Source organism: Chloroflexota bacterium, assembly GCA_034717495.1.
Classification (GTDB): domain Bacteria; phylum Chloroflexota; class Anaerolineae; order JAAEKA01; family JAAEKA01; genus JAYELL01.
On the sequence record JAYELL010000025.1, the window covers coordinates 81,537 to 94,314 of the forward strand.

Below are 12,778 nucleotides of genomic sequence, written 5' to 3' on the forward strand. Positions count from 1 at the left end.
CGATTTCCACTGTCTGCATGACACGTCCGTTGGTCGTGTTTGCCGCAAGGATTCTCCCTGGTGACCTCAAAAAAAGATCTTTCTGTCATCATTGTGAACTGGAATACCTGTGATTTTCTGGCTCAGTGTCTGGAATCAGTACCTGGCGGCCAGCTGTCAGAAACCGGGTTGGGCCAGCATGTTGAGGTTGGTACCCGTAACCTCGATATTGAGGTCATCGTCGTTGACAATGCTTCCAGTGATGGCAGCGCGGAGATGGTGCGCCGGAGGTTTCCACAGGTTAAGCTGATTGAAAACAGCCGGAACATCGGATTCGCCATGGCCAACAACCAGGCTATCGCTTATAGCAGAGGGCGTTATGTTCTCCTGCTGAACAGCGATACGGTGGTGCATTCGGGCGCGTTGCAGCGAATGGTCGCTTTCATGGAAGATCATTCCAGGGCTGGGGCAGTCGGTCCTCGATTGCTGAACGAAGATGGAACGCTTCAACCCTCGGTACACCCGATGATGACGCCGGCGCGGGAGTTCTGGCGTTTGATCTTTCTGGAGAAACTCTGGCCCCTTGCACGCTATCAACAGGAGCAGTGGGATACAGAAACGCCTCGTCTCGTCGATGTCATAAAGGGCGCCTGCTTGATGGTGCGTCGCCGTGCCCTGGAGCAAACCGGCCTGTTGGATGACCGGTACTTTATGTATACTGAGGAAGTTGACCTTTGTTATCGACTGGCACGCGATGGCTGGAATCTTTGTTACGTGCCGGCAGCAGTGGTAACCCATTTCGGTGAGGCCAGTAGCCGTCAGATGGCCGAGGATATGTATATTCAACTCTATCGCAGCAAACTTCAGTTTTTCCGCAAATTCGGTGGAGCTGGCCGAGCGCGCCGGTTCAAGGTCCTCGTGAGCCTTGCCTATGCACCGCGAGCCATGGTGGCGACAACCAGTGGCCTGATAAGCGAGCCATGGCGCACCCGTGGCAAAACATACCGTCGATTGCTTCGAGAACTTGATTGATCCTTTATGAAACAACGACTGAATAGCCAGAATGGAAAAGTAAAAGCGCTGGCACCCCTGCTTCTCATCATTATTCTCGCAGTATTGTTGAGGGTTGCTGTCGCCTTCTACCTTGGAAACAGCATCGAAGAGGTGCGCGGTGGGACCTTCGACCAGATATCCTACGATGCGTTGGCATTGCGAGTGATGGACGGCCACGGTTTCAGCTTTGCCACTGACTCATGGCCGTATGCCAAGGCAAATCAGCCAACTGCCTTCTGGTCCTATCTCTTCACCCTGTTTCTGGCCGGAATTTACAGCCTGGCCGGCCATGAGCCTCTGGTCGCGCGAATCATCCAGGCTATCCTGGTGGGCATTGTGATGCCCTGGTTGGTATATCGTATCGGTGCGCGGGTATTTGATCGACGCGTGGGCCTCATAGCGGCCCTGATTGCTGCCATCTACTTCTATTTCATCAACTATGCAGCCTCGTTGATGACGGAGTCGCTCTATATCGTCGGAATACTGTGGACTATCGATGTGGCAATGCGTTTGGCTATCCAGGCAGAAGGGTGCAGTGCCGGGGAGTTGACCTGTTCACAAAGGCACATGCTGCGTCTGGGGCTCGAGTTGGGTCTGGCGATGGCTTTCACACTCCTGATGCGTCAAGTGATCGTGATTTTCCTTCCAGTGCTCGGCTTGTGGCTACTCTGGATTGCATGGCGACGAAATCAACTCAAGGGCACCATCCTGGCGCTGGCGGTTGCAGCCTTTGTAACAGCGCTGGCACTTTTGCCTTTCGTGATCCGGAACTACCGGGCCTTTGGTCAGGTAAGCATGCCAAATACCAATGTTGGTTTCAATTTCTTCTGGAGCAACCACCCCATCTACGGCACAACCTTTGTGCCCGTCATCTATGAGTCCAGCGGTATCACCTACCCGGAATTGATTCCTCCCGAGCTGCGCCATCTCAACGAAGCGGAGCTGGACCGTGCCTTGTTGGCCCGTGGAATACAGATCGTGCTGGAGGATCCGACACGCTATCTACAGCTCTCCTTGAGCCGCTTCCCAGTATACTTCCTTTTCTGGCCTACCGGGACCTCGTCGACGCTGAGCAACGCGGCCCGGGTTCTCAGTTTTGGCATTTTTCTGCCCTTTATGATTTACGGTTTGATCACTGCCTTCTTGCGGGCGAAAATCGGCAAATCGGAACAAGTCGCAGACACCCAGGATCCCGTTTCGATGGCCTGTGCTCATCTTCATTGCGAATTTCTTGCGCTGCTTGGCGCTTACATGATAGTCTATACGGCCATCCATATTGCGTCGTGGGCAAACGTACGCTACCGGTTACCGGTAGATGTGTTTCTCATCATTTTCGCCGCCTATGCCATCGATGACCTCCTGTGGAGAGTGTTGAAGATCGGTTCGGGAAAGCAAAAGCGGCAGAATCCTGACCTTGTTTTTCCGATGGAAGGCTCATGAACGCAATGGAATTTGACGAGGTTGCCCTGCAAAAGGTGCGTGAAGATCGACTTCTGATCGACGAGCTCGACCGCTGGCTCTACGACGAGATCAGGCCTTTTTTCGGCCAACGGGTTCTCGATGTCGGTTGCGGCCTGGGTAATTTCGCACGGCATTTAACTGCTAAGGACTTATATATTGGCACCGATGTTTCGCCGGCCAGTGTCGCTGCCGTGAACAAGACCTACGGTGCCTATCCGAATATGCACGCCCAGGTCGCAAACGCTACCGATCCCCGCTTTCGAAAATTCAAACGATTCGAGATCGACACGGTATTTTCTTTGAACGTGTTTGAACACATAGACGATCATGAGACCGCTCTTGAGAATGTGGCCTATGTTCTGAAACCAGGTGGTGTATTGATCCTGGTCGTTCCCGCCCACAAGTGGCTTTATGGAAGTATCGATCGCTCCATTGGGCACTACAGGCGCTATGACATGACGTTGCTAGCCGAAATGTTTCGAGAGGTTGGCATCAATTGTGTCAAACTGAAGTACATCAACGCCCTGGGCGCGGTGGGATGGTTTGCAAATGGGCGTGTTCGCAGGCAGGATACACCGCCTTCGGGCCAGTTAAAGCTGTTCAACAAGTTGGTTCCGTTGATCAGGCGATTCGAGAGTCTGGTGCCGGTTCCCTTCGGTATCTCCTTGCTGGCTGTCGCCAGAAAGGGATCATCATTGGCGCCGGAATTGAACGGCAAATCATGATTGTCCTCCATCTGCTTTTTTTTGTGGTCACTCTGGTCATCGCGGGCGGCCTGGCTTATCACTATTTCCTGTTGATCGCAGGCAAACCCCAACAGGCAGGAGATATCGATGAGTTGCCACAACCCAACCTCCGGTTTGCGTTGGCAGTACCGGCACACGATGAAGAGGATGTGATCGCTGCCACTGTCCGGCAGATGCAGGAGATAGACTACCCGGAGCGGTTGTTTGATGTCCATGTCGTTGCTGACCATTGCAGCGATGACACTGCGGTGGTGGCAGAGGATGCGGGTGCAACTGCTCATCTCCGTACAGATGAGCCTAGCGGGCGAAAGGGCTTCGCCGTGGACTGGCTCATCAAAAGATTATTGGCTGATCCAATAGGCTATGACATCATTGCTGTTTTCGACGCGGACAGCAAGGTCGATTCACTTTTTTTGACCGCGGTCAGCCATGTTTTGGCCGATGGTTCCCGGGTGGTTCAGGGGAAACATGTCATCGCCAACCCCGACAGCAGCATGTTTAGTACGCTGGCCGATGCCGATATGAAGCTCAACAACCGGATCCGCAATCAGGCCAAGGAAAACCTCGGATTGTCGGCCCGGCTTATGGGCGACGCGATGGTGTTTCGGCGCGGGATTCTTGATGAGCAATCCTGGATCGGTGCAGAATCCCTGGCGGAAGACCGGGATTTCGGTATTTTCCTGGTTACCCAGGGCGTTCGCATTCGCTTCGCTCCTGATGCTGTTTCTGAAGGACAGGCGGTCACGGCCTGGGCCGACGCGACACCCCAACGCATGCGCTGGTACGGAGGTGCATTCGATTTGCAAAAACGTTATCTCGGGAAATTGGGATCTCTGGTTGTGAGTGAGGGTAACCTGGATGCCCTGGATAAGTTTTTGGAACTCGCGCTACCTCCATTCTCACTGATAGCAATCGGCTGCGTTACCTTGTTGCTTGTTCAAGGGTTGCTGCTCATGCTTGGTTTGCCGATTACCGGCTGGATCGTTGCCACTGCCCTGTTAACACTGCTGGCAATACTATTCCCCTTCCTGGGGTTGGCAATGACAGGAGCACCTCGCCATGCCTATAAGGCTATGATTGCAGGGCCATTTTATGTGCTATGGCGCGTGTGGATTGGACTTGTAGTGCGAGTACGGCACGGAAGTGTTTCCTGGGTTCGGACAAAACGGATCGAGCCTGAGCCCTAGTTGTTATCCCAGAATGGACAAGAGGTAATTTTCAAAAGCGAATAGGGTTGACCGGTGTGTTATAATTGGGTTGTTCAGGTTGTTTGTTCCAATTGGTGCTTTCAGTGCGTGGTCTCCTTACTCGTGACGACTCTTCGAGTTGGCCGCGTTTTGGGCTGCCAGGTGGGCCTGCTGTGCGTATAGTCTACGTATTGCCCTCGCCTACCTTTGGTATGCATCAGTACACGGCGGACCTCGCCAATCGCATGGCCGCGGCGGGACATGATGTAAGTCTGGTTACGACGTCCACCTTGCCGAGGGATCGATACAGCCCTGCAGTTACCATCGAAGCTCCCATCACTACTCACAATACCGGATTTTCTTCCGAGGGACTGCATATCGAACCATACCGTGTGTTGGAGCGGACGATTCGGGACCTGGTTCCGGACGTTGTTCATATCACCGGTGTTCACCTTTGGAATGTGTTGCTGGTGCGTCGGTTGCGAACCCAGGGGCTTCCAGTTATCCATAGTTTGCATGATCTCGATCCCCACTTTGGGGTGCGTTTCGGGAGACTGATCCGGCTGTGGAACCGGCTCATCGTTGCCAACGCAAGCCATGTTCTCGTTCATGGGCAGATATACAAGGAACGGCTGCTGGCCGGTGGTATGGCGCCCGATCGGGTTAGCTATACCCCGCTGCTTCATTTGTTTCTGAGCTACGATGAATTTGCCGAATTGGTGGATGGTGAAGTAAACTACGAACAATGGGCGCTCTTTTTTGGTCGTTTCGAGCCATATAAGGGCGTTGCCCAACTCCTCGACGCTGTTACCAAAGAACCGTCCTTTCAAAGTCACACGCCCAGATTGGTACTGGCAGGGAATGGGGCACTTCCAACCAGGTGTCTAGAGGAGAATCCGCCAGGGATTGAGGTGCGAAACCGGCAAATAGAAGACCGGGAGGCCATAGACCTCTTTTCCCGGTGCGGCTTGCTGGTACTGCCCTACCTTGATGCTTCGCAATCAGCCTTGATTGGCGCGGCGTATTATTTCCGGAAACCGGTGATTGTTACCCGTACCGGCGCACTGGCGGAGTACGTCATAGATGGTGAGACCGGTTGGATCGTTTCACCAGGAGACGTCACAGCTCTGGGAAACCGTCTGTCTGAGGCACTGTCAGATCCAACTGAAATGAAACGCATGGGAATGGCGGGTCGGGCGTGGTATGATCGGCAGCGCATTCTGGAATTCGGCATCTTACTGGATATGTATCAGAGTGTTGTTGCTTCAGCGTAGTTTGCGGAAAATATCATGAGACTTGAGACTTCGGGAACCCGGCCACCGGGTTCTGCAGGACAGTCGGGAGAACTGGAGCGGCGCTTTACTCTTCCATTCCCCCGTCTTCGCACATCGGAACGCAAACTGCTGCTGGTCGTGGTGGATGCAGTGATCATCAATGCTGCATTGTTGCTGGCCTGGCGCCTGGGCTCTGATCTGGATGCAACGGTGCTGGACCTTCTCGCTCCATACAAGTGGTATATCACACTCACCATAGTCTGGTATCTCTCCGCACTCCTGTTTGACCTCTACGACCTTGCTCGAGCCGCCAGCACATACAATATTGTTCGCAATAGCCTGGCTGCGGTGCTCGTTACAGTGCTGGTCTATTCACTCATTCCAAGCCTCTCCCCCCCGTTGCTGCGGCGTACCCTGATCTTCCTGTTCACAGGCTTTGCCGTGGTGGGTATTGTTGGGTGGCGTATAGCCTACGTACAGCTTTTTGTTCAGCCCTGGTTCACGCAACGGGCGCTTGTCGTGGGAGCCGGATGGGCCGGGCGCACCCTTGTTCAGGAGATGGCATTGGCGCCCCAGGACGCCAACCCCTACCGGGGAACCGGGTACGAGCTATTGGGTTTCATTGACGACGACCCCAACTATGAGGGCACAGACGTGGATGGCATTCCCGTGTTGGGCGGGCAAGAGGTGTTGATACCCATGGCCGAAGCCCTGCAGGTTGAAGAGGTGATCGTGGCCATCACGCATCGCCACGCCATGGCGGATGAACTCTTCGACGATCTGCTTCGTTGTCGTGAATTGGGAATTCACGTCTCCCCAATGTCCACTGTCTACGAGCGTTTGCTGGGCCGGGTTCCGGTTCTGCACGTCGGTCGCGATCTCTTCACGGCCCTACCTACAAAAGACGAGTCCTCATACCGGCTCTATCGAATCTTCAAGCGTGGCGTAGACCTGCTTTCGGCGTCTGTGGGTTTGCTGGTGCTTGCCGTCGTCGCGCCGCTGATCGCATTGGTGAATGCTGTTACCTCGCCTGGCCCTCTGTTTTACGACCAGGAGCGGGTCGGCAAGGGTGGGCGCACTTTTGGCTGCTACAAATTCCGCTCCATGATTCCCGATGCTGAGGCTGACACCGGTGCCGTTTGGGCGCAATCGGATGACGATCGGATCACACCGGTCGGCCGCGTGATCCGGCGGGCGCGCATTGACGAGTTACCTCAATTCATCAATGTACTGAAGGGTGACATGAGTCTGATCGGCCCCCGCCCGGAACGCCCCCAATTCGTGGAAACCTTGTCCCATACAATTCCCTTTTACCGGGCACGTCATGCTATGCGGCCGGGCATCACCGGCTGGGCCCAGGTCCAGTACGACTATGGCAGTTCCGAAGAGGATTCCAGGATCAAACTGGAGTATGATCTTTATTACGTGAAACATGCCGGTCCCATGTTGGATCTTCGCATACTCCTTCAGACCGTATCGGTCATGTTGCAGTTCAAGGGTCGTTGACTCGATCGGGTCTCTGCTTTCGAATCGCGCGGTAAGGCCTGCTGGTACATTGTTATTGCCATCTCCGGTTCTTTCCTCAGCACCGTGAGCCTCAAACCCCAAAGATCAATCTGTTGTGAACGAGGCGATATCATTGCACCCCACCAATGATGCAACATCGAAAACAATTGATCGGAGGAAGAGCAATTGGTCAGGGCGTTGGACCTTTCTGGCCATTGTAGCCAGCATCGGCGTAGCTCTTCTGCTTGCCTACCTCAAGATGCTTCAGGTGCCTGGGATCTGGGGAGCCGATGCCTATACCTATATTCAGGCTGCACTTCAATTTCCTCGTGGCGAGACCACCTTCATCGGCAGTCTGGTCGGAGATCGGCACCTGGCAATCTGGTTCTATCACCTCTTTTTCGACCTATTGGGTGAAAACCTAGATTCGCTATCTGTGGCACTAGGAGTATTGCTTGCAATCAATGGTAGTCTTATTACTGGCATTTCATTCCTGGTATTCCGCTCTCCTCTTTGGGCTTTTCTGATAGCTAGCATTACTAATCTTCTTACCTTTGGCAGTCAACATTGGTTTTTCCCCACAACCGATCCTCCTTTCATCGTTACCATGTCATTGCTCCTTCTATTGTGGGTTGTCGGATCCAAACATTGGAATTGGTTCGTGCTGATTTCACTCGCATTGATCGCTGGTATCGCTTCCTCGATTCGTCCAGGACCTGTACTTTTTGTTTCTGGCATGGTCGTTACTGTGATATTGCTGTCCTCAAGCCCTGTGCTTGAGGACAGTGAAAAAGAAACAAGAACACTCCTGTCCTTCAAGCGCTGGCTGCCGCCTGCGGTGCTTCTGTTCCCTCTGATCATCGGTATGATTTTTGGAAACTGGGCATGGAACCTCTGGGTGCCTGCAGAAAAGCCACCAGGTTATACCTTTGCCTATTTATTAGTTGATCCAATCGTGGGCTACGCAGACTGCGAAAACGGCCCTGTGAGTGCACTTGCATGCCAGGTCTCCAATTCGACACCATCTGGTCCGGCAACCAAAGAAGATCGGTTTGCCTGGTGGCACGCGGTAATGCAGTCTACCTACCTTTCGTACGGAACGGACCGGAGCGACTCAATCATGAGAGACGTGGGTATAGAGACCCTATCACGCTTCCCCCTGCAAATTGGGCTATCAACCCTAAAATCCTTCGGGAGCTACTTTCTCCTACCCCAACCTGAATTTGCGATCATGACTCACAATTATGAAGAGCAGAAACAGGATGTCGCAACAACAATTCGCGAGTATGAGTCTGGAGAGGTTCGCACATGTTTTGGCGTTTTAGAAGACTCTCCTTTGGGTCGAGAGTTCTTGGTTTCACTGGATCACCTCCCGAAAGATGAACTTGCCTTTATCGCAAACCTCCGTCGGTTCACCCCCTCGATGCGCGTTCTCGTAATTCTTCCCGGGGTCCTGTTTGCCCTTTTGCTCGTATTGGTGCCCATCATGTATCGATTCCGAGAATGGGATTGGCTTCGACAGTTTCTTCCTTTTTGTTTTTACTTCGTCGGACTGATTGGCGTCGCTGCGATTTCTCAGGGCTTTTTCAGACGATATTCAGAGCCTTTTTTGCCCCTGACAGTTCTTGCTATTGCCGCTGCTACGCCAGGTCTGGCACGCAATATCAACATCAATGTTAGAAACCGAGCCTGATCGTCATCATGCCGATTTCGACCAAAAGCGCTGCACGGAGTGCCGCCAGTGGTAATACTGGAGGCTTGATCAACCACCATGCAACACTCCTTGCGGCGATTCTGACCATTACGGTCATTCTAATTCAATTTGTCTTTATCGATCGTTTTCCGGCGGTTCATGTCGATGAGCCCTGGAATGCCAACCGCGCCTGGCATTTCATTCAGACGAGTGATCCCACAACGACCATTGATGTCGGTCCCTTTCCCGATGGCAAAGGCCTTGGGACTCTTCCACTTGCCTTGCTGATTCGAACAGTGCCCAGCCGTTTCCTGGGGCTCGGTCTGGTCCAAATGCGCTTAGCCTCGGTGTTTTTTGGTGGGCTGTTGTTGTTTGGCACTTTTTTGGTTGGGCGTCTCATGTACCAACCATCGACCGGACTGTTGGCCTTGATCATGGTAGGCCTCAGCCAGGTATTCTTGCAGACCAGTCATCGCGGACGCCCAGATATCATCGCTGCGGCATTCATCGTGGTCGCTTTTGCCTGTATGTGGAAGGGATGGCGTTCGGATAAATGGGTCTGGCACCTCGTTGCCGGAGCAGTCGTTGGCCTGTCGGGCGAAGTACATCTAAATGGCATCCTGCTTGGTGTTGCGATCGCACTATGCTATCCCGTGTTTTGGGGCTGGGGATTCTGGCGTCGGAGAGGATTCTGGGCGTTTATAATTGGTGCCGTATCGGGTGCAATCGTTGTCTTCCTGATAGGTCTTGCGGTGGGAGCGCGCCCGGAGGAGACAGGTTTCGCCACCTTGCTTGCAGGACTGCGCTACCTGCTCCCAGGCATCGAAGCAGGCACTTCGTTGCCAATACACGGTCTGGCTGGTACCCATCGCCCCCCTATTATGGAGCTTTCGCCGACGCTTCTTATCCAATCATTCTTGGCCGAACTCCACTATCGATACGCCTTTCGGCATCATCCCTTGACAATGATGTTAGTCGGTGTCAGTCTGCTTTTTCTCTTGGCGAGAAGAGACAGACCCGATCGTGTTCTGCTGGTCTTTTTAGGTGTGTCTTTTGCCCTTTTTGTGCTATTGGTAAGCAACAAGGCTTCCTATTATGCCATTCTGTTTTATCCATTCATGTTGTTGGCGGTAGCTGCTCTATTTGTCGCCCTTCTTACTCAATCGAACAGACCTGGTTTGAGGTCTTTGGTGGCTGGCGTCATTATCTTATTTCTGGTCTTTCTCGCTGCCCGGCAAAGTTGGACACTTTTTCGTAGCAGAAATTATGACTACATTGCGATTACCGAGGAGATTCGGGAAGTGCTGGGTGATGATGCCAAGGTCATGGCTATGCCTACCTGGTGGCTGGGACTTTCGAATTATGATTTCCGCTCGACCTTCACACTGTCAGATTATCACTTCATGCAGGGTTACACATTGACTGATGGAATCGAAGCTTCGGAACCTGACTACATCATCGTCGATGAAATACTGCGCGATCGCCTTCTTGATGATGATGGCTTTGTATCAACCGGGCTTGGCTCCGGATTCTTCAAATTGCCACGCAAGGAATTCCATAGTTTCCTGGCACAGCGCGGCGAGAAGCAACTGGAGATCGAGGATCCCTGGCATGGTTTGATCGAGGTGTATCAAATAAAATGGGATTGAACCGGAAAGACCGCTTCTGGAAGCAAAAAGGCTGGATGAGCGTCGTGTATGGATGAATGGCACTATCGTCTTTTTGGCCTGGGGTTGACCTCCAATCGGCCATTGCCTGGACTTGAGGACCTGTCGAAGTCGGTCCAAACAGACCTGCAGGTATTCTTCAATGCGGAAAGGGGGAAGCGTCCCGCAATCGATGCGCTGCCCCGACAACCCTTGCATATCAGCGCCGAACGGGAGGTGGATGGATCACCGATGTTGGCTATCTGGGAGTTGGATAGTACCTACATTCTGTTGCAGGCCAGGCATGGCTTGGCGGCGCTTGTCGACCGTACCGGAACCCGGGTATGGATCTGGTGGCCCGATGTTGCCGACCAGACCGAAACGGCAGCCCTTTTGTTGATGGGTCCCCTGATGCGAATGGTGCTTCGGTTCAGAGGAATTCCATTCCTGCATGCCAGCGCTGTGAATGTTGGGGACAAAGCCCTGGCCTTCGTCGGTTCGTCGGGAGCCGGAAAGTCGACGCTGGCCGCGGCCTTTGCCCAGCTTGGATATCCCATCATTTCCGATGACGTTGTGGCTCTTTTCGTGCATGATCACGTCATCGCAGTATCGCCAGGTTACAATCGGATCCATCTCTGGCCCGAGGCTCTCCGGCTGGTGGAGGGCATTTCAGTTGATGAGAATCACCTGATTCCGGGATGGGATAAGGTTTTTCTGGAAGAGGGGATCTCTTCATTGAGCTTTGAAAGCAGGTCGCTGCCGCTGGCAGGGGTTTTCTTGTTGACACATCATGACTCGGACCGTGAAGCTGTTGAGCCCCTTGCGCCCGCAGATGCCCTGGTTGAACTCTTGACTTGTGCCCATCCATCGTTCGTTCTGGACACGACGATGCGCCTGCGAGATTTTGAGTTTTTCAGCTGGCTTGCCGAAACTATTCCGGCATGGCAGATCTGTTTTTCCCCCGAAGGAAGCGATCCCGCACGATTAGGCAAAGAAATACTGGAACAGATTGATCCCCATATGAGCGGCGGGCAAAAGGGATTGTCCATCGTTTGACATTTTACGCCTTGCATGATAAAATTCGAACGATGGATGTTTCTGACCAGATGCGGCCAATCCGCACGGATGATATGGCTTTTCGGGTGTTCGGTGATGAGGCGGTTGTTATCAGCCCGGCTGAGAGCAAGGTTAGAATGCTCAATTCACCGGCATCTCGCATTTGGCAATTGGCCGACGGTACCCGAACGATCGATGAGATCGCTACTGCAGTAACTCTTGAGTATGACGTAGACTTGCCGGCGGCAAGAAAAGACGTTTCCAGGTTTGTAGAAGAACTTGTGGACAAGGGATTGCTGAAGTGGGCAGCATAATCCGGCCTTAGAAGCAGTCATCCGGGGCTTTTCTTCATTGTTTCTTTCATTAGCAACGTCCCATCAATATAGAAAGGTCACCCTTTTGTTGTTCCCAATATGACGATCGGGGTGTTTTCAGAGGGGTAGCTTGTCAGACAGTGCCATCAAAAGAGGAGGAGTTCATGTCAAAACAGCCAATTAATCAATCCGATTCTTCCAATCGCAAGCCTTGGGAAGAGCCACGGATTATCCTGGAGCGTTCGTTGGAAGCCGAGGCACAGGGACCCGCGCCTGGTGCCCCTGATGCATCTGGTCCTTTTGGTCCCTTTGGTCCTTTGACCAGCTAAAAACTGCTGAAGTCTCTTTTTTTGAACTCAGCTCAACCGAAATACTGGGAAATGTGTTTCCGATAAACTGTGGGTACAGATGTGGATTCGCACGTTCTGTACCCACGGTTTGCGCGTCTATCGATCATTGAAAATCAGGCGAAAAGCTAAAACTTAAGCTGATTTTAATCCAACGGAGGCGCTGTCCCATGATATAATGGGAGCGCCTCCGTTTTTCTTTTGGCATCAGCTACTGGCCGGTTGGTTTTTCCATACCTGATCCAGTTTAACTGTTGAGGGAGCGATAATTCATGGCTTTCAAATCAAGACAATGGCTTTGGAAGGTGGCGGGCCTGTCTGTAATGGGTCTTTTGTTCGTAATGCAGGGCGCTATTCTTACTTCGGTAGCAGGTGCGGATTCTTCGGAGGAGATTATCCGTCGGGTGGAGACGTTGGCATACGAGTTGGATGAGGGTGGTGTACGGATTCCGGGCTATGGGATGAGCAGCGAGCCTGGGGCGCCAAGGTTGCCAGTGTCTACATTTGCGGTGGAGA

General features: G+C 52.9%; 12 protein-coding genes. All 12 read left to right on the forward strand.

The window, feature by feature from the left end; all coding sequences use genetic code 11:
• Nucleotides 1-60 precede the first annotated feature (60 nt).
• A complete protein-coding gene (locus tag U9R25_05200) occupies nt 61-1,011 on the forward strand; it encodes a glycosyltransferase family 2 protein (protein ID MEA3335285.1) in 951 nt (316 codons plus the stop codon).
• 6 nt (nt 1,012-1,017) lie between these two features.
• The gene (locus tag U9R25_05205; protein ID MEA3335286.1) at nt 1,018-2,472 is read left to right on the forward strand and encodes a glycosyltransferase family 39 protein; all 1,455 of its coding nucleotides are present in this window, start codon (nt 1,018-1,020) and stop codon (nt 2,470-2,472) included.
• Nucleotides 2,469-3,218, forward strand: a complete 750-nt coding sequence (locus U9R25_05210; GenBank protein MEA3335287.1) for a class I SAM-dependent methyltransferase — start codon at nt 2,469-2,471, stop codon at nt 3,216-3,218. Before U9R25_05205 ends, U9R25_05210 begins: the two co-directional genes overlap by 4 nt.
• Nucleotides 3,215-4,426 carry a glycosyltransferase family 2 protein gene (locus U9R25_05215; GenBank protein MEA3335288.1) on the forward strand — a complete coding sequence of 404 codons (1,212 nt, stop codon included), beginning with the start codon at nt 3,215-3,217 and terminating at the stop codon, nt 4,424-4,426. Before U9R25_05210 ends, U9R25_05215 begins: the two co-directional genes overlap by 4 nt.
• 173 nt (nt 4,427-4,599) lie before the next feature.
• Nucleotides 4,600-5,700: a glycosyltransferase family 4 protein gene (locus tag U9R25_05220; GenBank protein ID MEA3335289.1), complete on the forward strand. Its 1,101-nt coding sequence runs from the start codon at nt 4,600-4,602 to the stop codon at nt 5,698-5,700.
• A gap of 15 nt (nt 5,701-5,715) precedes the next feature.
• Nucleotides 5,716-7,206 (forward strand): sugar transferase, encoded by a 1,491-nt coding sequence (locus U9R25_05225; protein MEA3335290.1) that lies wholly within the window; start codon nt 5,716-5,718, stop codon nt 7,204-7,206.
• Nucleotides 7,207-7,339: 133 nt separating this feature from the next.
• The gene (locus U9R25_05230) at nt 7,340-8,899 is read left to right on the forward strand and encodes a hypothetical protein (GenBank protein MEA3335291.1); all 1,560 of its coding nucleotides are present in this window, start codon (nt 7,340-7,342) and stop codon (nt 8,897-8,899) included.
• A 65-nt stretch (nt 8,900-8,964) separates the two neighbouring features.
• The gene (locus U9R25_05235) at nt 8,965-10,548 is read left to right on the forward strand and encodes a glycosyltransferase family 39 protein (GenBank protein ID MEA3335292.1); all 1,584 of its coding nucleotides are present in this window, start codon (nt 8,965-8,967) and stop codon (nt 10,546-10,548) included.
• A gap of 48 nt (nt 10,549-10,596) precedes the next feature.
• Entirely contained in the window at nt 10,597-11,601 is a 1,005-nt protein-coding gene (locus U9R25_05240; GenBank protein MEA3335293.1) for a hypothetical protein, read from the forward strand.
• Entirely contained in the window at nt 11,598-11,915 is a 318-nt protein-coding gene (locus U9R25_05245) for a PqqD family protein (GenBank protein MEA3335294.1), read from the forward strand. The genes U9R25_05240 and U9R25_05245 overlap by 4 nt, the downstream gene beginning before the upstream one ends.
• A gap of 164 nt (nt 11,916-12,079) precedes the next feature.
• Entirely contained in the window at nt 12,080-12,244 is a 165-nt protein-coding gene (locus tag U9R25_05250) for a hypothetical protein (GenBank protein MEA3335295.1), read from the forward strand.
• Nucleotides 12,245-12,534: 290 nt separating this feature from the next.
• Nucleotides 12,535-12,778, forward strand: a 244-nt coding sequence (locus U9R25_05255; GenBank protein ID MEA3335296.1) for a hypothetical protein, incomplete at its 3' end; no start/stop codon positions are given.